This is a genomic window from Mesorhizobium sp. WSM4819 (assembly GCF_055811215.1).
Window position 1 is genome coordinate 57705 of the sequence record NZ_JBVVQO010000032.1, and the last position, 20660, is coordinate 78364.

A 20660-nucleotide genomic window follows, 5' to 3' on the forward strand; every position below is an offset into this window, starting at 1 on the left:
TCGTGGCCAGCGGTAAATGCTACCAGTTTGACGACGTGCCGCCGGAGACCTTCGCCGAGTTCCAAGCCGCCTTCGCCAAGGGCCGCTTCTTCAACGGCCACATCCGCAATCACTTCCGCTACCGTCTGGTTGGACTCGCGGTCGACCGAGCAGCATCAGCGGACGATCTCTCTTTTGGCAGGGATGCGGCTCATTCGTCGCGGCCGTCCGGCCAGCTTTTGCGAGGGCAAGGTCGGACATCGGAACGAAAGGCGGATTCGCGAATTCCTACTGCTAGATAATCGGAATCGTCGCCCATGAGGCTCGCGACCCTCCACCTTGAAACTGCGAGATACGGCGATGTATATCGCGCGGAAAGGCTCGCGCGGTTGAGGCAGCAAATGATCCGGCACATCAAGCGCACTGACGCCTCGGCTCAAAAAGTCGAGCAAGCGCTGGCTAGTTTGGCCGAAGCAAACGCACGCATGGACCGGCTCGCGCGGCATCAGTAGGGCCGCGCTCATGCGCGCCTCCGCATCGGCACGACGTGCGGCGGGTTCGGTTGCTGCATGTGGCGCTCTCACCACATCCGTTTCGTGATGCCCTTGGGGCCGCAGAATTGTAGACATGTGGGCACGACCGCACGTCCACATGTCATCATCTATCGGTGTTGGGGGCACCTCAAGCGTCCGCTGTTAGACTGGGCGACACCTTGTAGATTGGAACGACACCCTGGAGATTCGAAACATGGCGCTCAAGCGAATGGACAACGTAGGATCGTCGAAGACCTCGGAGGGACGATCGATTTTTTTCGCGAACTCGGCCTCGAGCTCGAAGGGCGGGCTCGAAGGAGAATGGGCCGGACGTGTCACTGGACTGGGCAATCAGCGTATCGAGATTGCCATGATGCGCACCGTCGCAGATCACCGGAACGCCCCGGTCAACGCCCTAGGCTACCTCCGTGTCATGTTCGCCGTGGACGACATCGACGAGACGCTTGAAAGGCTCCGCACGCGCGGCGCGCAGCTCGAAGGCGAAGTAGTCCAGTATAAAGACGCGTATCGGCTCTGCTACATCCGTGGGCCTGAAGGGCTCCTCATCGGACTCGCCCAAGAACTCAGCTGAGCGCAATACGAAGTCAAATGGCCAAGAGTGACCAATGCCAGCGAGCGCGTCCGAGGCCGACCCGCCTGTTCGACGTCCATCCCTCCACGGTCGGCCGCGTTACACGCATGCAATTATCGCAACGTGGGCATGCTGCCACGAAACGGCGCCTCGCGGGCTCGACCGCATCGACGTCCTTGGATCTTGGCGGCGGTTAAGGCCTGCATGGCCGTTCGCGTCGGGCAGCGGCGCCCTGAATTCACAATGATGCAACCACCGCCACGTCTTCGCGTTTAACCGCCTTCACTCCTGGGGAGCGACGAAAGTGACGGCATTTGTCCCGATTACAATCTACCTGAATCACAGGCCGATGGTGGTCGCGTCGATAGCCGACGCTGCGAAAGCGCTTCAGCAACCATGGCCATTCATGGACAAGCCGTCCCGGCTTGAAGCAGTCCGAATGATCGAGGAATGCCTGGCCGGGCATTGCAGTCACCAAGCTGCGTTCGCCGCCTTCAAGGCGGCCGCAACAGAACAGGGACTTCATAAGCAGAAGCCCCCAAGCGAAGGCCTCAAGAAATTCGACGGGGTTGCTGAAGATCTGATGTCTTGGAACCGCTGACAGGCCTCACCCGGGCGGACTTGGTCAGCCGGGATTGCGGACCACCCGCAAATCGAGGAATGGCGGTGGTCTCTTGCTGCGCATTCTCTAGCTAACGACCATTCCAATTGCCAGGAACGCGATGGAGACGGCGAAGACCGGAGCGAGTAACCAGCGGGCTTGATGGACGCTATTTTCCATGGGCTCCTCCCGTGAACTCACAGTGAGCAACGACTACGGGCAGCCGCGGTTCCGGATGGTGCGATGTCCAGTCTGTTGCGCGAACAGGTGAGACTTGGGTCCTGTCTGAGATCAGCCCGAAGCTCCCAGCCAAAGGAACTTTTGCAGCTGCCGCGGGTTCGATGAGTATCGCGCGAAGACGATGCTGTTCGGCGCGACAGGACTCACATAGGAGGCAACTATGAAAATGCGACTTTCCACTGCAGCCGCGGGTTTTCTGCTGCTGGCAGGTATCGGCGCTGCTGCCGCTCAGGACGTAGTCATCGAGCCTGAACAGGAGACCGTCATCCGGGAATATGTGAAGAAGCAGCCGCTCGCATCGGTGAAGGTCCCTGGGATGGAGCTCAATATCGGCTCAACGCTGCCCGAGACGGTCGAGCTTCATGAAGTTCCCGACACCAAATATAGTTACGTGATGGTCGACAACCGGACCGTTGTCGTTGATTCAGGCACACGCAAGATCATCAAAGTCATCGAGTGACCTAAGCGACTGGGATCACAGCCCGCGGTGCCGAAAGGTATAGCAGGACACTAGATCTGGAAGTCGGTCTGATCCAACAGACCATTGCCAGTCCTCTCCCGTAGGCAATGGTCTGTCGGCCATCCGGTAAATCAAGTTCTGTTCACACGGGAGAATGCCAGCACTGCCGGACCTCACTTTGTTTCGGAACCGATTCGAAACGGAGATATTGATTCAAATCGAAGCGTCTGGAGTGCGGGTGCATGCTTACCGAGCCTGGCGTTGGCCGGCTTTCTTTCATTGAATTCCAAATGCCCACGCTGGTCGAGAAGCCGCCCAAGGGCGATGGATGGATTCACGAAATCAAATACGATGGCTATCGGACCCAGCTGATCATCCAGCCGGGCAAGGCGCAGGCCTTCACCCGAAGGGGCTTCGACTGGACCGACCGATACGGCCCGATCGTCCGCGCTGCGGCTGAGCTGAAAGCAAAGCGCGCAATCATCGATGGCGAGGCGACTGTGTTAGGCGCTACCGGGCTTCCTGACTTTCAGGCACTACGCCGCGAGCTTGGAAAAGCTGAGTCAACGAAGCTGATCTTCCACGCTTTCGATCTGCTTCACCTCAACGGCAAGAATCTGCGGGACGCTCCGCTGCTGGAGCGCAAGCGCGCCTTGCAACGTCTCTTGGAGGGCGCGCCGCCGGCGCTGGTCTATGTCGATCATTATGAGGGCGACGGCCCGACAGTGTTCGAGCACGCCTGCGAAATGGGCCTGGAGGGGATCGTGTCGAAGCGTGCAGATTCCCGTTACCGCTCCGGCCGGAAGGAGAGTTGGCTCAAGCTCAAATGCATCAAGAGCGACAACTTTCCGATCGTCGCCTTCGTCGAGAAGCTGGGGGCGAAGCCGCGCAGGATTGCCTCGCTTTATCTCGGTCGCCGCGAGGGGAATCGCGTCCACTATGCCGGCAAGGCGCAAAGCGGCTACAGCCTGCGCGATGCACGCGAAGTACGCGAACGAATGGACCCACTGATTGTGGCGAAATCTCCACTCTCGGAACCGATAGACAAGCCCAAGGCAACTTGGGTGCACCCAGCAGTCGAGGCCGAAATCCAATATAGCGGGATCACCAATGACGGACTGCTGCGCGAGGCGGTGTTCAAGGGGCTGCGCGATGATCTGAGCCCACCAGCCCGCGCGCCGCGTTTAGCCCGTAAGCGGCCGCCGTCCGATGAAAGTTTGGGCGTCCCGCCCGAAAACATTCTGCAATTGCTGCCCGACGCCGTCGTGCCCTCGAAAGAGAATCTGATCGGATATTGGTCGAAGGTAGCGAGGAAGGCGCTCGTCCACCTTGGCCGACGCCCGCTCAAGCTGGTTCGCCACTCCCACGGCGTCACGTTCTATCACAAGGGCAGATTGCCCAAAGTTCCGGATGCCGTGCATCAGCTGCGAGTTCAGAAACGCGAAGGTGGCGAAGGTGTGAGGCTGTGGGTCGATGACCTTGATGGGCTTCTTGGCTTGGTGGAAATGGGCGTTGTCGAATTGCACCCATGGAACGCCACCATTGATGATATCGAGCATGCCGACCACCTCGTAATAGATCTGGATCCTGGCGAAGGAGTCGAATGGGAGCTAGTTGCCGGCACGGCTTTGGCGCTCCGCGATATGCTGCGTTCAGCAGGACTCGACAGCTGGCCGAAGGTGACTGGCGGCAAAGGCGTGCATGTGATGGCGCCGCTGAACGCTGCGATCACCCACGATGCGGCCAGGCAGTATGCACGCAGGCTGGCGCAGCAGCTGGTCAACAAATATCCCGATCGCTACGTGTTGGCGGCTGCGCCGTCCGCCCGCGTAGGGCGGATCTTCCTGGATTATCTCCGAAATGGGCGAGGAAACACGGCGGTCGGTGCGTATTCGCCAAGAGCCGGACCACACTTTCCGATAGCAGCTCCCGTAACCTGGAGCCAGGTCGAAAAGAGAATTCTGCCAGACGCGTTCACGCTGCAAAGCCCATTTCGACCGACGCCGCAGACAAGCCTGCGGAAAGCGGGTCGCGCTCGTGCCAATTTTTCAGATCGCCCGACGTGAACGAAGACCAGAGACTCTATAATCAGTCGGCGGATCTGGAGATCGTGGCTCGACCAACGCCAATCTTCCGCACGCGTCAAAGTGGATTGGAATAGGGTCGCAGATTGTCCCCGAAAACGGCTCCTCCGGACCCGAAATGAAGGCAAGTAGATAGTCCTGGTCTGCATGTGTAAGAAGGCGCCCGGCATATATCTCGCAGTCGGGTGTGCCGTATAGGAATGGACCGGCCGCCGGTTTCCATGGCCCCAAGAGGTGATCGGCAGCAAGATAGTGGATGCCCGCTACCGGCTCTCCCGGATAGTTGCGTTTGAATTCTTCCGACCAACATTGTGAATGTGTGCAGAAGAGGCAGAACCATTTGTCGCCCCGCTGGAAGACTTGGGGGACCTCGATTTCCCCCGAAAGATCCGACATAAACCGGAGGCTGAAGCTGCCAATTTACAAGATCGTGCGAATGGGCAACGCCAATTGCACCAGAGGCATTGGTATCCGATGGCATCGGCGATCGGGTTGTGAAATACATCAGCCAGCCAGAGCCCTCGGGGTCACGTATCACCCAAGGATCCCGCAGCGAGCAGTCCTTCCAGCGCCGCGGAACGCAACCCTCGTAATAAATTCTCACCGGTGCGCTCGAGCGCAAGGCCCTGCCTTCTCCAATGGACTAGATCGGCGCTACTAGCGCGTCCGATCCGTTGTATTTTGCCCTCTTCAGCGCGTGATGTCCCGGTATAGAAGAGGGTCCATGAATTCCTGTCGTTCCGCACAACTCAGCCGGTCCAGATCGTCAGATCATCAAAAGACGGAGTTTTGCTCGGCCGGAAAACCGTTCCCCGATACGTCCATTTGCGCAGGTCAGGACTTGTGGCAAGGCCCCAGGTAACATTCCAGTGTCGCAGTTCGGGATTCCCTAGCGAGCGATCGGCCTGCAGAAAGAAGGCATGCCAGAGTCCCTGATCATCCCGGCAATACCAGCTGTCCCATATCCATTTTCCTTCGACGGTCAACATTGGATGCCTCTGACGTCGCATTGCCAACCACTGCTGAAAGAAAATCATCAGCGCACGCTAGCGTTCCGCTTCAAGGCTTACGGCCGGGGAGGCAACCGGACTAATCTTGATTCCAAATATCGTGCGAACTTGGTTTCGGACTTGGTTGCCCAACGCGCGGTTCAGGTCAACCTTGTCGGCGGCCTGTCTGCCGGCCTTTAGGCGTCGGTCGCTACGCTGGCCGATGCTCGACACACCAGCCGTATTTCGGGATGGGTTCGCGCGAACTCTTTCTCGTGTGGTGGGTCTTGACCAGGATCAGGCCCCTTTCCACGGGGGCGAGCTCTTCCAGGCGGTCGTTCAGGCACCGTACCAGGCCGACCTGGAACGATCGGGTCAGGTGCCGACGGCGAAGCGATCCCCGATAGGCGCGCCTCTGCTTGAAGCGCCGGCTTTCGACGTCGCGGTAGCGGGGTCGGTCCACCTTCACGCGGTGGACGGGGACGCAAGTTTAGGTCGTTTCAGACCCCGTTCAGGACGATCTGGCGATCTTCTAACTACCGTCATAGGACCCAAAGGGGAGAAACCTAGCAGGCCCGCGCCGAACCAAGGTGTGAGCGTTATGGCGTTCACCTCGATACGCAAACGGAATACGATCCGGAACGCAGAACCCTCTCGGCGTGGTTCGTGGCCAGCGGTAAATGTTACCAGTTTGAGGACGTGCCCCCGGAGACCTTCGCCGCGTTCAAAGCCGCCATTGTGAATGCCGCTACTTCAAGACCACATCCGCAATCCCTTCCGATCCGGTGTGGTTACGACTGGCGACGATGCAGGATGACATCGTATGGACCAAGCGCGTCATTCAGGCTGGTGGCGACGCTATGTGGTGGTAGAAGACTCGTCCGACGACCCCGGCAAACGATCGCGAATGGCTTCCTCGGTTCGCTTTGCGGTCGATTCAACAACTTTGCCGACCTTGCCTGCTAGGGTGCCGGCATCTCCACCCGAGCCTTGCCGGTCGGCCTCTTCCTTGACCGTTTCGTAGGCCTCGGCGGCAACTTGCTTTGCTTGCTCCAGGCCCGTTTCGAAAACCTCCTCCGCACTGTCGCGAATTTTGTCGCGGTAGGCGCCAAGTTGCTCGTCCTCTGTGGCTGTGTGGGGCAGCATCACCCCGATGGCAGTGCCCAGCGCAAGGCCGACTGCGGCGATAGCCAGCGGTTCGCGCTCGAAGAGGTCTTGTGCCGATTGGCGCGTCCGAGCCGCTATCTCGCTGGCGCTTGAGCCGAGCTGTCCGGCGGTTTTTGTCATCCTCTCCTTGGCGCCCGTTGCAGCGTTTGCTGCAGCTTCGGCCGCGTCGCTTGCTGCTGATGTAACCGAACCGGCGGTATCGGAGAGCATCGCCCCGATTCCGGACCCTTCGTTGCCCTGGCTGAAATCATCGCCGCGCAAGTTAGCGAAAGCGTCAGGAGCTGTGCGTGTCCGATAGGCGGCGGCAGCTGAGTTGGTTGCCGACGTGCCGTCGCCCAGCATCAGCCAGGCCAGGCCGGCTCCAATCAACGTCAATGGCAACGGGTTGTCCCTGACTTGCGACTTAAGATTGCCAAGCATGGCAGATCCCTCGCCACCGGCGAACATCCCGGTAAATTCGTCGATCAATTGACCCGGTGTCATCTTGCTGCGGATCGAATCGGCGGTGTCTGCTACTTTAGCACGGGCGATATCGGCATCGCGTTCGAGCTCGGCTGCGGATTTTTCGCTCATCTTATTTGATCCTTGATCACGCGCGCGTCGCGCTTGAGTTGGTCTTGTGTGCGATCAGGCGTCAGCTCAGAAGGAGCCATGCTTTTCGTGCCGGAGCGCAAGAGAATGATCCCCAGTATCGCGACGACGATTCCAACCAGCAGCGAGGACCATCCCGCTCCCAGGCCGGCACTCGCCAGGGCGATTACAAGTGCTTGCAAAAGCACCATCAAGGCTGCGAGAAGGCATATGGCGCCGGCCAGAACCTCGGCGGCGCCTGCGCCGGCCTTGCTGATTTTTTCCGACATTTCGGCCCGCAGCAGCCTACTTTCGGTTTGAAGCAGGCTTGTGACCTGCTGTGCCAGATCGCTGACGAGGGTTGCGAGGCCGCGACTTTCCTGATTGTTGGTCATGGGTTCTGCTCCAGGCTTTCGCCTGCCAAATCCCTGTCGTCCCTGGGCTGATTGAAGCGGGGCGGCGTCGTGTCAGGTGCCTCTGCCGATCGCGTAGCGGACTGATCCGAGTTCGAAACCGTTTCTGAACCCCCGTCTGTTTGCGATCGACTCGGTGTCTCGGTCCGGGCAGATGGCGGCGTGCTCTTGATAAACCGCCCCAGCGCCAAGCCTGCCAATACTGAGCCGGCTATCAGCGCCCCTGAGTTTTCGCGGCCGAAAGACCGCATCTCGCCAAGAACATCTTCGAATGGTTTGTCTTTCAACGAAGATGAAAGGCGTTCAAGCGAGCCGGCGGCATCGAGGGTGAACTTCGAAGCGGTCCGTTGATTGTTATTGGCCAGATGCTCGCTTGCTGCTCGCAAGGCTCCGCTAAAGGCCGTAAGGTTAGAGCTGATATCGCGCTGTGTTCCCTCGGCTTTGTCGAACAACGCCTGCTTCGCTTCAGCAGCGTAGTCGCCCGCCTTCCTGGCGAGTTCGTCGCGAGCGTCGTGTAGCGCCTCTGTCGCGGTCTGCGTTTCCTGCTGGAACCGTTCGGACAGTTCGCTTTTGGCTGTTTCGAAATCGGCCGGCTTACGGCCCTGATCGTCTTCGCGCTGCATGGTATCTCCTAATGGAATCCGAGGAAGGAGAGGATCGCAAGCACGACGACGACAAGGCCGATGAGATAAATGACACTGTTCATGGTGGCAATCTCCTCCACTGCCTAACGAACTTGGCGGGGGCAAACAGGTTCCGTCACTTCCAGCTAAATTAGCGGTAAGAATTCGGTGCCATAACCGGCGTGCCTCGCATGGACTTCTAGCGACAGCGCGCCCATGGCGTGGGTCCAAGGGAACATCCAAATGAACCAGGGCATCAATAGGCCCCTCCGAAAGCTGACCAGTTCAAGATGGCTGCCGGGAACCAGCCTCCGCAAGACACGTTGCTGAGTCACCGAACTTCTCAAAAAGGATGCTTGCTATGGCGAAAGAGATACCTCGCGAGGAAGAGCAACGCGGCACAGGAAGGGTCCTCATGTGGGGCGCCGTGATCACCGCTGTGCTTTTTGTTGCCCTACTGGCCACATTTGTCCTCGGGCCACTCTGATCTGAGATACTCACCGCCCTAACCTCTGGAGCTTGTTCCTGCGGCGGACCAAAGCTGCCGGCCGGCGCTTACCAGGCAACGCCCACTGCTCACAAGAGCACTATTAGTTGACGCTAATGTTGCGCTTCAAGGGGCTTTTGGCCGGGGAGGCAGCGAACCTGCGGGACGGGTTGTCGTGGTCACCGCCGGGTAACGACTGCGCTTTGCAGGCGATCGGAACTAACGGTCTGTGGCGGCGTTGCGATGGCAGTAAGACAATGCTGACCAACGGAGACAGACATGACAGACTCCAAGGAACGTCTGGTGCAGTGGCTTCGCGACGCTCACGCCATGGAAGAACAAGCCGAGACCATGTTGAGCGGCCAAATCGAGCGTCTCGAAAACTATCCCGAGATTCGCGATCGGATGAACATGCATCTCGAAGAAACGAGGCAACAGGCAAAACGACTTGAACAATGCCTCGCTCGGATCGGCGACGGATCTTCGACGCTGAAGGACGCCGGCGGTAAGCTAATCGCCATCGGACAGAACATCAGCGGCATGTTTGCAGGCGACGAGGTGATGAAAGGATCACTGGCTAGCTACACATTCGAGCATATGGAAATCGCCAGCTACAAAATGCTCATTGCCGCAGCCGGCGAGGTCGGCGACTCCGAGACCCAAAGAGCGTGTAAAGAAAACCTCCGCGAAGAAGAGGCGATGGCAGATTGGCTGGAAAACCAACTCGGCACGGTCACCAGCGAGTTCCTCAGACGCGACGAGCGGGATGCTGACACCGCGAAACGGTGACAGGCCTAAAGTCTTGCCATCGCGTTGTAGAAATCCTTCGGCGGCACGAGGCTGATCGACATCAAACCAGGGCTTCAGACGCGAAGGGATGGCGGATTGGTTGACGTTCTAAAAGAAACCGCTCCCTCTCGGCGGGATGTTCGAAGCAGAACCAGCGCGAGGCTTGCCTAGGCCTCGCGAAAATTCCAGCCGGCATAGTTTGTGCAGCCAGGATGTTCGCACGCATGGCTGATTCCCGGGCGCTATGACCTGTTCTGGCCGTGGTAGCCTGAATCTCGTCGCACATCACCTTCATCGTACGGGAATGGATACACGTTGATGTCAAGGGGCTGCGCTTGTCGATCTTGTGCCAACCAATTCCGTTGAAGGAATCTGCAGCGATTACGAGAGCCTTGCGTGTCAAGGCTTGAGCGATTTCAAGGGGATAAACTGGTGCTGCGAGAGAGGATTGAAGTCCCTCAAACGCCGCACCCAGCATTGAAAAGACAGAGCTTTTCGGGTCCGACCCTTCGAGTTCCATAGCAGCGGACCATAGCAGTTGCAACCCGAAGCACGCGTCAACGCCTTGAGCAGATGTGCAGGAGTATGGCGTCCTCCGCTACTGGTTCGTACACACAAGGTGCGCATCGCCAAGCGCCCACAATTGGTCACAGCCATCGGGGGGAGCCGGGCCTATCGTCCAAAAAAACCATTGATGCCGGTGGCCCCGCGCCACGCTACACACAAAGTCGGCTGACGCGTGGCCTCATCTATGGCGGAATCGGCTACGCCATCGGCCTCAGCACGGGCGTTGCGGCTCTGGGCAGCGCCGTGAGCGGTGCGCTTATCTTCGGCCCCATCGGCTTCCTCATTGGGTGGCCAATGCCTGGGAGAGGGAACGCACCAGAATCGCCAGGGGGCGGGCGCGACCCCATGGCTATGGCCCAAGCGACACCAGACCCCGTCGAAAGCAGTGCCCTACGTAGCGACTATGCGCTGCTGGAAGACTCTTTGAATGAGATGGTCCCGGCAGCTGCCCGTGCGCTGTGCTCGATCTGGAATCTTCAGATGAAGCTGCTCATCGTGGTCGGCCTCATGCCGTTCCTTGTGCGCTACCCTTGGCTGCTATGGGAGGACGCATTTTCGTGCACCCCTCCTTCGCGGCTAGCCGGTGTTGAAGCCGTCTTGCGGCATAGGAGAGTCAAACAACCATTCGGTGGGATGGTACAAATTACCGCAACGAGGATGAGTCGCATGCAGCCAGACGATGTTGCTAGCCTCAGGAGGACTGTGAGGGGTGCCCTAATCCTTCCGGCTCCCGGGGTTGTATCCAGTGCTGATCTGGTCACCATGCCAGAGGATCAGTGGCGAGCGCTGAGGAACCGAATATCGGACGGACACAATGGGCACCCAAATGGCCTTGAGGCCCGGTGCATGTTTCCGGGATGTGGTGGGCACGTGTATGTCTCCGAGAGGGCGAAAGGGCGTAACCGCTATCCCTACTTCGCGCACCGGCAAGGGGAGGGTCTCGGGTGTCCCTGGCATCCGCGTTCCAAGCTGACTCCAGATGAGGCCCGCGCGGCACAGTATGAGGGCAACCAAGTGTCGGCGGCCCATGAGTTCATCTGCGCCGAGCTGGACCGCCTGGTAAGGCGAGATGTTCGATTCCAGGCGGTTGCAACCGACAGGACCTATGTTGCCGGAGACCACGGGCAGCGGGGCCGCTATCCTGATGTCCGCTTCAGGTGGGAGGGTTTCCCGGAGTGCGTCTGTGAGGTTCAGCTTTCCAACACGTTCCAGCCTGAAATCTCCGAAAGGGGAATCTTCTACGAGCGCAAGGGAATGCCCCTCATCTGGGTACTGCATGGCGTCGAGCCACGTCTGGAGAACCTTCCGTCTTCCTTTCGGGATGTCATCCTCAGACACAAGAACAATGCGTTTGCACTGGACCGGGAGGCCATCGTCGCGTCTGAAAGAGAAAACACACTTATACTGAAGTGCTTCCTTCTCGACAGAGGAGGCGCGGTGGCGGAGACCCATTTGGTCAGGTTCGATGCGCTGAGGTTTCCTAATAGAGGTCTTCCGTATTTCCGCAACATGCTCCTGCCGGACATCGGGTCCTTTCGCGCCCGGAGGCTGCCCTGGGTCGATGCCTTGAAGGCGCTGAAGGAGGAGACGGACGGCAACTGGTATGCGAGCAATATGGCATTGCCTCAGGTGGTTCGGGCGTTCGACACGTTGCCTAGGCCTATGATGGATGCCGAGGATCGCTATGATTTTGCGCGACTGGTCGCAATCACCATGACGCTCCTTAGTGAAGCGGGCGGGCGCTATCAGGACCTCGTGTATCGCCAGATGCCGAACGCCACTGCGGCCCTCAACACCTTCCTCTCACGCGGAGGTCCCCAGCAGGCTTGTGCTGAGGCAATCCGAACGCTTGTCGATAGGTCAGCGCTTGCGGCCAAGCTCAAGCCAACAGTGCGGGAACACATCATGCGGGCGATATCCCTAGAGCCGGAACAAGTGCGCCCACGCCATCCGTTCTATGACGCGTTGTCGTGGTTGATCCCTGAGGTGTTTGATGATGCCGTGCGGGAGGAGTTGGAACTAGGTGAGGCTCTTCCTGGGTGGGCTTCCGTACGCTCGCAGTAGGGTGCCATAAGGGCGGACTCTCGTCCTCAATCGTCACCCCCTAATGCCCACACCCATATGGTCCTGCGGACCCCGCTGCGAGGAGACCCCAAGCCCTCGGTGCGGGATGTAGATGGTCCTGCCCATGATGGCGGGAGACCCCCCGGACGGCGTGAGGGCGGGCCTGCGGTGGCCATGGAGTGGGATGGCGGGAGTTCCGTTTGGGGAGTGACTGGGTGGATGGCCTGATTGGGGAATAGCTTCCCCTCCCTCCTCTACTGGATGGAGCTACTGTGAGACTTTCCGGTACTCAAGGCAGTCACATTGAGCACTACAGCCTGTTGTAGAGCAAGCCACATGCCACGGCGTCATGTCGGCCTGAAGCAAGGCCACTCGGTAGAAGAGCCGATGAAGGCGAGGAGCCGGCTCTCCACCTTCCGCTGAAGCAACTTCGGGGGGCTGAGAACCCAAAGGGCCACCAGGGGCCACTCCTACTCCATAGGGGGGGAGTTATCACAACTCCGCTCAGAATTTCTGCAAACATCCGATGCCCCTTAGGGGGAACCATCTAGGCACCCCGAAGTTCGAATCTGTACTACTCGTGCAGGCCTAGGCCATGGAAAAACTCGACAGAGAGCGGCAGCAGGCCTTAGCCCGCCATATTCGCCAGTGGATCACAACGGAGACGAACCGCCGCTGCCTTCGCGAGTTACTAAACCTGCCGGTAGACCGGGACATCCCCCCGGAGCATCGATCATTGCTCGACGGGTTGGACCGCAAACTAAACGAGTGACCTAATGGAAACCATCTGGTTCTCCCCTCCGGTGTTCGTGAAGACCGAATTGGTCGGTGTCAGTTATGCCTGCAACAATGTCCGAGGTGCATCCGAGCAGCTCCTGAAGTGGCCCAAGCGTGGCCCTAAGTGGCGACGCGCGTCGGCGCTCTGCCTGTCCGCTTTGGAAGGCGCGGAGTACGACCCTAGGGAGATACGGCAGGCATTCGAGGCTGCCGCTGAGGAGGCCAAGATGCTCCTTACCGCCGATTAGATACCGCTTGCCACCACGTCCCACGTTGATTACCTCTGATCGTATTCAAACACCGGAGCGGAATAATGTCGGATTTCAAAGTTGGTGATCTGGTGGAGTTGAAGTCCAGCGGCCCAGATATGGTGGTCAGCGAGCTTCACAGCGGCGGCAAATTCGAGTGCCAGTGGTTCAACAGGGAGGGTGGAACCTTCAAGCTCGATACCGCCCACTTCAAAGGCGATATGCTCAAACCGGTGACGAGGAGGTAGCGCCCTGCTCAAGGCCCAGAAGAAGAAGCAGTAGTAGGGGGTCTCCTGTGTCCCTGTGTCCCCTCGGCTACACCCTGAGGGGTACTGGCCAACCGTCACTCCATGTCAGGCACGTCGCCACCAACAAAGAGCGTCGTGGGTTCCCCGTATTCGCCAAGCGAGGGGCTGGCATCACGCGACCACGCAATGACACCCGCATGCTTTCCCGCCAAGCCGTTAGCAGTCCTTATCGCCCGGTCCTCTGTCTGCGGCCCAAAGACAGGCTGAAGGTCGCCGGTCTCGTCGCGGTCGAAGGCGGTGACCACGATCAGCTTGGGGGTCTTCTGCTGGGGATGTTCTCTGACATGCCCATGAAGCTCTTACTTTAGCTCCTGCTTTGTCACTTCCGGCTTCCCAGCCACCGACCGGCTTATCTCGGCCACGATCCCCACTACGACACCGATCAGAACGTACAATAAAGCCGCGTCGATAACCTCGCCTGTGGACTTTGATCCGAAGTATCGGGGAGCCATAGATTGACCTGTCTGGAAAGCGAAGGCGAAGGCAAGCACCGCCCGAGAGCCGCCAACGATCACTAACAGCCACGCAATGACCCGCCCCATCTTTGTGAAAAACATAGACCCCTCCATTCCGTCACCCGGTAGCTACGTTGCGCTGAAGACAACCGCAAGTAGGCGGCCCGATTATTGGGATGCATAACGTACACTCCGCCTCCAACCGCTGGACAAGGGATAGCCCCGCCAGCGCTTGCCCATGTCGGTCTGAGGGTACCGCCACCGGGCAGCCTCTCGGCGTCTGGCGGTCGTCTCACTCGGGCCTGTGTGGTGAAACCGAAGGGGGCACGGAGGGTGATCCCCACGCTGCCCTGTATCTGATCTGTCGGGCAGATTTTTCCGTCAGGTATCCCGCCCTCAGCGACTGTCTTAATTGCTCTTGGCGTTGTGCTTCAAGGTCTTCAACAATTCAAATAGCCCACGGTCGAAGGTCGCTTCGGGATGTTTGGTACACCAGCTGTCTATAAAGACAATTGATTTGGCAACCACGTCGTCGCCCAAAGGAGCAAAGGCGTCGTAGACCTCCTTGGGGGCAGCCATGTTGTAGCCTGTGCGGAACCCCCGAACGTATTCCGTGAAGTCCTTGGTTACCTGTACGCCTTGCGGGCTTTTGATGCCTCCTCGCTGTCGGACCAATGCCATGGCGTCCACGAGCTGCGGGCAACTCACAGAGCCCATCCCGCCACCCGTCTGGATGAACTTGCCCTGTTCGTCCGCCGCCAACGCAGATTGCGACGTTGCACCCATCACGATCAAAAGAGAAATCCAACGCACCCCCGCACCGTCCCATTTTCCTGCCACCCTACATACAGCACTCACAGGGTGTGCCAAGACTGTGCCGGGAACGGTGACAGCGCGGCGCTATGCCAACGCCTTCCGCAGCCCCTGTCGCATGCTCCAGCCGCCTTCTCAGGCCCGCCGTATCGTTCCCTCCGTCGCCAAGCGCGTGGCCCTCTCTCCCAAGCATTGACACTGGTGGACGACGAAAGCGCGGCAGCGCGTGGCGCTCGTGTGAGTTCAGTGCGGGCTCTGCAATGTCAAGCGCTGGTATTAGCCGTGGGACCTGAGGGAAATCTTCGGGAGCATCGAGGCGGAGCTGGGCGGGGAGCAAAATGAGTGCGAACGGTGCAGCTAGGCGCATAGTGCACCCGCCAGGCGGCGAAAATCGATCAACCACCGTTCGATGACAGAGACAGTTCGTCCAGGCTCTACAAATAGCAGAATGTCGGATGGGCGCCTCGGGGAACCAACAAGATACGTTGGGCCTAATTGAAGCGCCTCTGCCAATAGGCCAGTGCTCCGATGTGCGTAATAATTTCGGAAAATCCTCAAATGCGCTATGCCGGCTGGCGCGGATTTTAGTAGGCCGCTTAGCGTTGCAGAGTCAGTAACCTGTGCGCTGACCAGGATGGCTGCCAGATCCACGGGCGAAAACCACTTGGGCTCTTGATGGCTCTTCCAGGCCGCAGGCGCTGGGCTCTTCGGTGTCGGCGTTCCCTTTATTGCAACGGTCATTGCAACATGCTCCGTTACGTTTGGCAGGGCGCTAACCACGGGATTTTTTGCCGAGGTCAGCGTTCCGAGCGCGACCGAGAAGTAGTAACTCTTGCACCAGTTCGACCAGTAAGACTGAAGATTGATTACGAGACTGGCAATCTCTGCCTCTCTCTGATGCGCATCAAGGGCTCCGCCCGAATCAGAAAGACCTAGCGAAATCTGACGGACACGGCGCTCGAATCGTTGAAGTCTTCTGACGATCTTCCGGTCAAGAGTGCTGAGTTTCGCAACGTGACGCATGTTACAAAGTGTTTGTAAGCGCCCGATAAAGCCATTGGGCACGCGTCTTGCGAGTCTTTTCCGTATTCGTTCCTTGCTTACTAGCTGCGGCGAACTCAGGAAACTCACCGCCGTCACCCTCAATCGCGTCCGACAGGAGCCCCAGGTTCGAAATCATAGCTTCCCGTGGAGCAAACGCCAGGGGCTCCGCCCCACCGTTCACCGAAACCGCGACGGGACTGTCGGGATATCCAACGGCGAGCAGCGCTGCGAATAGCGAGAAGGCGTTTCCGCGTGAGTTTAGCGGCCCCTTATGGAGCTCCGAAAGGTTGATGATACTTCCCAACCCATAATCGAGCCTCTGACCTACTAACTCTTTGTCTGGAAACGAACGATCATTCTGGCTGTACAGGTTGTCCAACGCCTTTGGACTGGCAGTCTTTATACCAACCTTGATCAAATAAACCAGATCCGTAAGGAACTCTAGGTCGCTCATCCGGCTAATCTGTTTCTCGGTTACTATTCCCATTTTTAAAAGACTAGATGCGTACTTTGCGCCCTGATCGCGTATGAACCACTTGAACTCGCCTTGGTGCGTGGCGTGACGCGTCTCTTGCTTGTTTAGAGGGACTTGATACGAATTTATTCGACGGAATACTTCGCGGATCTCCTCGTCACTCGCGGTCGCAAATAAGTCAATTGCAAGCTCATAGGATATAAAATCTCTCTTGTTCGCATCATCGAGCTCTTCAAAGCGCCTGCCCGCAAAATCTCCACGGCTTAGGGCATACTTGTTTTCGTAGAATTCTTGTATGGCCGCCGTCCTTTGTTGGCCGTCCACCACCTCTTTTCGAGTTCTTCTCGTATCGAGGTCAGTCGTCTGACTAAGTATTAGCTTAGGCAATGGATATCCATTAAGGATAGTGTCAATTAGGTTTGACTTGGCCGAAACCGGCCAAACCCTATCAGTACGCTGGTAATCACGGTTTACGATTATCTGCTTGTTACGCAGCTGCTCAGAGTATTCAGCGATTGTCATCGTTGTGTTTGATGATCGCATAGGCATTTATCGGCCCTCAATTTTCGGCGGGTTGGATCGGCTAGCCGTGCTGAGCTTGATACCTTGTGCCGACCCGCGCCAAGACAGCCCCATAGTCCAGCCCGGCTTTGCGACTATCAACCCACCGGAACGCATATGCGGGGCTTGCGTCGTTGGTGGCGCTGAATTGGAGAATAAGAAACTCATCAAATGCCGGCGCGGCGAGCGATAGGAGCCGGCGCTCGGCGTCTGCTGCCTCTTGCTGAGGATGTTTATGCTTTCGACCGTCCGTGCGCCACTCCCGATCCCCTTCCCAGGACACCGCATAAGGAGCGTGATTCACTCCTACTATGCCCACAGTGATTGGTCGTCCGCCTCGTGATTTGAAATGTGCTACCTGGCCAGTCAGATCGCTTACGACACGATCTATTTGCTTTATCATTGCCTTGGCAAGAATTTTGACCTCGATGCCAATCTCAATCGTAGCTATTGGCCCCCGCATAACGTTGAACGGCAGTTCAGAGGCAGGCGGCTCGTTGGGTACGATTTCGCCAAAACTTCCATCGCCTCTGCGAGCGCTGACGCCGTGCCTCCTATTTTGCGCATTCAAAACAGACAGGCCACTGGAGACACGTTCGACGTATGCCCGCGACCGCCCCACGTCGAGCAAATCCTCGTAAAGCCTCACTGCAATCGAATCGCCTTGCGTCGAATTCCGATGACGATAGGGTCCCGGTACAAAGGTACTCTCAAATTGCGTGAGCAGTTTGTAACTCAAGCCGCTCCCCTGCGACGCTTTTGCGGCTTGGCCCGCTTCACTTCAAAATGCGCATGAACGGCGCCTACGTTGCGCCTGGCCTTGATCGCAACAGAGACATTTGCCTTGGCAAGTTCGACATAGTTAGGTTCAATTTCGACAGCTATTGAGTTTCGCCCCGCGTTGATCGCGGCAATCGTGGTGCTTCCTGTCCCGCCAAAGGGGTCCAAAACGGTGTCCCCGGCGAACGAGAACATTTTGATGAGACGCTCGGCCAGCTCTGGCGGGTAAGGCGCGGGGTGGCCGTTTCTAGTTGAAGCTCCACGAATGTCAGTCCATATCGAGCGCCACCACGATTGCATCTCTACTTTCGTCAGCATCGAAAGCACTTTCTTCAGAGGTCCCACCTTTCGGTATTCGCTCCCCTTTCGCATGAACAGGACATACTCGATGTCATTTTTCACAACTGCCCCGGGCTGGTACGGCTTCCCGTAAAACCCTGCGCCGTTTCCCTCTGCCTCAGTAACTCCGTTGGCAATCTTGTGCCAAAGAACCGGCGTGAGGACATCCAGACCCAGCTTACGCGCCCTGACCTGGATGTCTGCGTGGAGGGGCATAACAAGGTGGCGGCCCATCAAGCGACGAGGCAGGCAAACGTCTCCTACGACGCAGCAAATACGTCCTCCGGGGACTAACACACGTTCGCATTCGCGCCAGACCTTATCGAGCTCATCCAAAAACAGCTCATAGTCTGCTATTGCCCCAAGCTGGCCTTCTGCGCCGACATACTTCTTGAGAGTCCAGTAGGGAGGAGACGTTACGACCAAATGCACGCTTCTATCTGGGATGTCAGACATACTGCGAGCATCGCCAAGATGAAGCGCATGGGTCGTTTGGTTGTAAGGGGCGGGCCATTCCACTTGTCGAAATCGCTGATTCGCTGCTCTATAGATCACGACAGCTTCGGAAGTGTTGTCGGCAAACGGCAGCTCAATGGTTTCGCCAAAGAGTTGGACTACGTTTGACTCTCGAATCATTTTTCCCCCACCTTGACTATGCTTGGCAAAGCGAACTTCGCAAGCGGCCCGGCCGGCGATCCTAGTGCTCGCCCCCCTAATTCACAACTTCCATTATCTCGGGCCGTTGAATCGGCTTTTCTTTCACAGGGAACGAGAAGCCAGCGATTTGGAAAGAGGCATGCGCCATCGCGATTTTTGCTTCCTTTTCGTGTGACGCTGGCGCTAACAGCCCGTCATGCATGGGGAGGGCAGGAATGCTCCGATTCAAGAGAAAGAGGAGCGCTTCCACCAAGATGCGGCTCTCGGTGAACATGAGCCTGAGGCCGATCCCGGTACCGAACATCGGGGCGATGGCCGGGTGGCGCTCCTCCAAGGCAGCGCTAAGCCGCTCGGCGTTCCAGTCCTTGCCGATGATCTCCCGGACCTCGCTAGGCAGCCGACGCATAGCCCCACGGCGGCAGAGCAGCGCGGAGAGACCCATCTTGGCCGCTCCTCGCGGCAGGCCCTCAATGCCCCCGTATGGGTCGCCCTGGGGCAGAGCCGCGCCGGTCTCAAGGTAAGCCAGTTGCGGGAACATGGCAGTGAAGTCGAGGTCCGCCACCTCTTCGCCATTGATCCTGAGGAGATGCCGCTGGGTCTTCGGAAGGTTCATCCAGAAGCCGCCATATAGCCGCCCGTGTTGGTCGAACGTGTGGGGTGCATCTGGGTTGCTGATCTGGAAGCGGCGGGTGAGGAAGACGGGCAGCGGCGGCGGGCTGCCAGCCAACTTGATGTCAGCCTCGTTGAGGAAACTATTAATCGCCTCCATGTCGCCCCGCATAGTTCTCGTGTCGGGAGTATCGACGTAGTCCAGGAGGAGCTTGGTGCGGCCCCTCCCGGTGGAGGCTTTGAGGATGATGGTCTCGGCCCCCGCCTCTCGGCCTACCGCCCCACGGCCGCACTTCAGGTCCACGACCATGTCACGGCATCGAGGTGTCGGCTCGATGCTGGACCGCTCCTGGCCGCGCCGCCCGCGATGCCGGATGACGAGACCCAAAGTCTCCATGCAGCCGATTAGCGTGGTGACTACCTCGCGGGGGAACCTGGGACGGTCGTAGCGACTCGTCGGGGCGTTCTTTGCGGAGATGGCTAAACGGGTGCCGGCTGGATGGTGGAGGACTAGGAGGGCGAGGCTGGCGACGAGGTTCCCGGTGATTGCCCTGCGGCGCTCCGTAGCATCGGATCGCTGGCGGCGTGGCCGGGGGGAGTTGCGCTCGATGTCCGCGAAGATGTCGGCCGTGAGGGACTGGAGGGCGGGACATGCGGGTATCAGCCAGGGGTCATGGTGGATGTCTGAGCCTGGGGCCTGCTCCTCGTCGGAATCGTTCAGGTCGCCTTCTGAGGTCATGGCCCCTCGACGGCTATGGTGAACGGCCGTGGAATTTCGCATGCCTGGACGGTCCCTAGCGCTAGGTCGCCAAATGATGGGTTTGTGGAGCGTTGGTACTCCAGGCCTGCTTGGCGGGCTTCTCTGTACGCGACACCGGCAGCTATCCCCAGTCGGTTGGACGCACTGGGCCTGCCCCCCGGCTGGTACGTCCAGACACCTTCGTCATGGCTGATGGTGATCTCCCGGAGCACGTCATAGCCTGCGAAGGGTTTGCCGGTTGAGGTCTCACCCCCTCGGCGCATAGCGCCCCGGATATGACCAGATGGGCCAATGTACGCCGCCAACTCCGCATGAGCCTGAACGAAGACTTCCGCGCCAGCTGGCACCGCGGCCAGTAGACGTCTGATGCCCAGGGCAAGCATTGGAACTCCCGTAGTAGTGTGCCCGGCGCCCCACAGGACACCCTCCTTGCCACGCCCTGCCCAGACGACGCCGTAGGTGCCCAATGGGAAACTTCCTACCGCAGCAACCCTGGTCTGGGGCTCGTGCCAGGCGGCGACCGCTGCGGACATTGCGTACGGCGAGTTGAGTTCTCCGGGGGAGAACCCGTACTTTGAAGCTGTCATGTCGGTAATTCCTCATTGATTGCGTTGGGGGGGGGGGGCGGGCTGGGGCTATTTTTTGCGCGTGCCCCCCGCCCAGCGCGTCGAGCATT

21 protein-coding genes and 1 pseudogene are annotated in these 20660 nt (G+C 58.6%); 11 read left to right on the forward strand and 11 right to left on the reverse strand.

Features of this window, described 5'->3' with window-relative positions:
* Positions 1–2 precede the first annotated feature (2 nt).
* The 5 genes and pseudogenes from AC0L18_RS24380 to ligD all read left to right on the forward strand — a co-directional run bounded on the left by AC0L18_RS24380 (position 3) and on the right by ligD (position 4471).
* Positions 3–281 carry a KTSC domain-containing protein gene (locus AC0L18_RS24380; RefSeq protein WP_473494532.1) on the forward strand — a complete coding sequence of 93 codons (279 nt, stop codon included), beginning with the start codon at positions 3–5 and terminating at the stop codon, positions 279–281.
* Positions 282–726: 445 nt separating this feature from the next.
* Positions 727–1104 (forward strand): annotated as a pseudogene (locus AC0L18_RS24385) (VOC family protein).
* A 304-nt stretch (positions 1105–1408) separates the two neighbouring features.
* Entirely contained in the window at positions 1409–1705 is a 297-nt protein-coding gene (locus AC0L18_RS24390) for a DUF982 domain-containing protein (protein WP_473494511.1), read from the forward strand.
* 400 nt (positions 1706–2105) lie between these two features.
* Positions 2106–2405, forward strand: coding sequence for a DUF1236 domain-containing protein (locus AC0L18_RS24395; protein WP_473494512.1), 300 nt, complete (start codon positions 2106–2108; stop codon positions 2403–2405).
* A 242-nt stretch (positions 2406–2647) separates the two neighbouring features.
* Positions 2648–4471 carry a DNA ligase D gene (ligD, locus tag AC0L18_RS24400; protein WP_473494513.1) on the forward strand — a complete coding sequence of 608 codons (1824 nt, stop codon included), beginning with the start codon at positions 2648–2650 and terminating at the stop codon, positions 4469–4471.
* A gap of 767 nt (positions 4472–5238) precedes the next feature.
* Here ligD and AC0L18_RS24405 read toward each other — a convergent pair.
* On the reverse strand, positions 5239–5478 hold the full coding sequence (locus tag AC0L18_RS24405) for a hypothetical protein (RefSeq protein WP_473494514.1): 240 nt from the start codon (positions 5476–5478) through the stop codon (positions 5239–5241).
* Positions 5479–6144: 666 nt separating this feature from the next.
* Here AC0L18_RS24405 and AC0L18_RS24410 point away from each other — a divergent pair.
* Positions 6145–6444, forward strand: coding sequence for a hypothetical protein (locus AC0L18_RS24410; protein WP_473494515.1), 300 nt, complete (start codon positions 6145–6147; stop codon positions 6442–6444).
* Here AC0L18_RS24410 and AC0L18_RS24415 read toward each other — a convergent pair.
* From AC0L18_RS24415 to AC0L18_RS24425, 3 genes are read right to left on the reverse strand one after another with little or no spacing between them, the layout of a single operon-like run.
* Positions 6337–7218: a hypothetical protein gene (locus tag AC0L18_RS24415; protein WP_473494516.1), complete on the reverse strand. Its 882-nt coding sequence runs from the start codon at positions 7216–7218 to the stop codon at positions 6337–6339. The genes AC0L18_RS24410 and AC0L18_RS24415 overlap by 108 nt on opposite strands.
* Positions 7215–7610 (reverse strand): phage holin family protein, encoded by a 396-nt coding sequence (locus AC0L18_RS24420; protein ID WP_023800246.1) that lies wholly within the window; start codon positions 7608–7610, stop codon positions 7215–7217. The genes AC0L18_RS24415 and AC0L18_RS24420 overlap by 4 nt, the downstream gene beginning before the upstream one ends.
* The gene (locus AC0L18_RS24425) at positions 7607–8251 is read right to left on the reverse strand and encodes a hypothetical protein (RefSeq protein WP_473494517.1); all 645 of its coding nucleotides are present in this window, start codon (positions 8249–8251) and stop codon (positions 7607–7609) included. The genes AC0L18_RS24420 and AC0L18_RS24425 overlap by 4 nt, the downstream gene beginning before the upstream one ends.
* Positions 8252–9017: 766 nt before the next feature.
* Between AC0L18_RS24425 and AC0L18_RS24430 the strand changes: the two genes are divergently transcribed.
* The 5 genes from AC0L18_RS24430 to AC0L18_RS24450 all read left to right on the forward strand — a co-directional run bounded on the left by AC0L18_RS24430 (position 9018) and on the right by AC0L18_RS24450 (position 13431).
* The gene (locus AC0L18_RS24430; protein WP_473494518.1) at positions 9018–9527 is read left to right on the forward strand and encodes a ferritin-like domain-containing protein; all 510 of its coding nucleotides are present in this window, start codon (positions 9018–9020) and stop codon (positions 9525–9527) included.
* Positions 9528–11108: 1581 nt separating this feature from the next.
* The gene (locus tag AC0L18_RS24435; protein ID WP_473494519.1) at positions 11109–12158 is read left to right on the forward strand and encodes a hypothetical protein; all 1050 of its coding nucleotides are present in this window, start codon (positions 11109–11111) and stop codon (positions 12156–12158) included.
* Between the two features lie 595 nt (positions 12159–12753).
* A complete protein-coding gene (locus AC0L18_RS24440) occupies positions 12754–12930 on the forward strand; it encodes a hypothetical protein (RefSeq protein WP_473494520.1) in 177 nt (58 codons plus the stop codon).
* A gap of 4 nt (positions 12931–12934) precedes the next feature.
* Entirely contained in the window at positions 12935–13183 is a 249-nt protein-coding gene (locus tag AC0L18_RS24445; protein WP_473494521.1) for a DUF982 domain-containing protein, read from the forward strand.
* A gap of 65 nt (positions 13184–13248) precedes the next feature.
* Entirely contained in the window at positions 13249–13431 is a 183-nt protein-coding gene (locus AC0L18_RS24450) for a YodC family protein (RefSeq protein ID WP_473494522.1), read from the forward strand.
* Positions 13432–13526: 95 nt separating this feature from the next.
* Here the strand turns inward: AC0L18_RS24450 and AC0L18_RS24455 are convergent, their stop codons facing one another.
* From AC0L18_RS24455 to AC0L18_RS24485, 7 genes are all read right to left on the reverse strand, one after another.
* Positions 13527–13742, reverse strand: a complete 216-nt coding sequence (locus AC0L18_RS24455; RefSeq protein WP_473494533.1) for a hypothetical protein — start codon at positions 13740–13742, stop codon at positions 13527–13529.
* Positions 13743–13790: 48 nt separating this feature from the next.
* Positions 13791–14048, reverse strand: a complete 258-nt coding sequence (locus tag AC0L18_RS24460) for a hypothetical protein (protein ID WP_473494523.1) — start codon at positions 14046–14048, stop codon at positions 13791–13793.
* A 306-nt stretch (positions 14049–14354) separates the two neighbouring features.
* Complete coding sequence (locus AC0L18_RS24465; protein WP_473494524.1) at positions 14355–14759, reverse strand: hypothetical protein; 405 nt, start codon at positions 14757–14759, stop codon at positions 14355–14357.
* Between the two features lie 1024 nt (positions 14760–15783).
* Positions 15784–16800 (reverse strand): DUF262 domain-containing protein, encoded by a 1017-nt coding sequence (locus tag AC0L18_RS24470; protein ID WP_473494525.1) that lies wholly within the window; start codon positions 16798–16800, stop codon positions 15784–15786.
* Positions 16801–16861: 61 nt separating this feature from the next.
* A complete protein-coding gene (locus AC0L18_RS24475; protein ID WP_473494526.1) occupies positions 16862–17578 on the reverse strand; it encodes a hypothetical protein in 717 nt (238 codons plus the stop codon).
* The gene (locus AC0L18_RS24480; RefSeq protein ID WP_473494527.1) at positions 17575–18594 is read right to left on the reverse strand and encodes a DNA-methyltransferase; all 1020 of its coding nucleotides are present in this window, start codon (positions 18592–18594) and stop codon (positions 17575–17577) included. Before AC0L18_RS24480 ends, AC0L18_RS24475 begins: the two co-directional genes overlap by 4 nt.
* Positions 18595–18670: 76 nt before the next feature.
* Complete coding sequence (locus AC0L18_RS24485; RefSeq protein WP_473494528.1) at positions 18671–19963, reverse strand: hypothetical protein; 1293 nt, start codon at positions 19961–19963, stop codon at positions 18671–18673.
* Positions 19964–20660 lie beyond the last annotated feature (697 nt).

Excerpts from the sequence above, each read along its gene's own strand:
- AC0L18_RS24415 (WP_473494516.1), bottom strand. The coding sequence starts at position 7,218 with ATGAGCGAAAAATCCGCAGCCGAGCTCGAACGCGATGCCGATATCGCC.
- AC0L18_RS24480 (WP_473494527.1), bottom strand. The coding sequence starts at position 18,594 with ATGATTCGAGAGTCAAACGTAGTCCAACTCTTTGGCGAAACCATTGAG.
- ligD (WP_473494513.1), top strand. The coding sequence starts at position 2,648 with ATGCTTACCGAGCCTGGCGTTGGCCGGCTTTCTTTCATTGAATTCCAA.
- AC0L18_RS24425 (WP_473494517.1), bottom strand. The coding sequence starts at position 8,251 with ATGCAGCGCGAAGACGATCAGGGCCGTAAGCCGGCCGATTTCGAAACA.
- AC0L18_RS24460 (WP_473494523.1), bottom strand. The coding sequence starts at position 14,048 with ATGTTTTTCACAAAGATGGGGCGGGTCATTGCGTGGCTGTTAGTGATC.
- AC0L18_RS24440 (WP_473494520.1), top strand. The coding sequence starts at position 12,754 with ATGGAAAAACTCGACAGAGAGCGGCAGCAGGCCTTAGCCCGCCATATT.
- AC0L18_RS24445 (WP_473494521.1), top strand. The coding sequence starts at position 12,935 with ATGGAAACCATCTGGTTCTCCCCTCCGGTGTTCGTGAAGACCGAATTG.
- AC0L18_RS24450 (WP_473494522.1), top strand. The coding sequence starts at position 13,249 with ATGTCGGATTTCAAAGTTGGTGATCTGGTGGAGTTGAAGTCCAGCGGC.
- AC0L18_RS24470 (WP_473494525.1), bottom strand. The coding sequence starts at position 16,800 with ATGACAATCGCTGAATACTCTGAGCAGCTGCGTAACAAGCAGATAATC.
- AC0L18_RS24485 (WP_473494528.1), bottom strand. The coding sequence starts at position 19,963 with ATGACCTCAGAAGGCGACCTGAACGATTCCGACGAGGAGCAGGCCCCA.
- AC0L18_RS24405 (WP_473494514.1), bottom strand. The coding sequence starts at position 5,478 with ATGTTGACCGTCGAAGGAAAATGGATATGGGACAGCTGGTATTGCCGG.
- AC0L18_RS24395 (WP_473494512.1), top strand. The coding sequence starts at position 2,106 with ATGAAAATGCGACTTTCCACTGCAGCCGCGGGTTTTCTGCTGCTGGCA.
- AC0L18_RS24420 (WP_023800246.1), bottom strand. The coding sequence starts at position 7,610 with ATGACCAACAATCAGGAAAGTCGCGGCCTCGCAACCCTCGTCAGCGAT.
- AC0L18_RS24430 (WP_473494518.1), top strand. The coding sequence starts at position 9,018 with ATGACAGACTCCAAGGAACGTCTGGTGCAGTGGCTTCGCGACGCTCAC.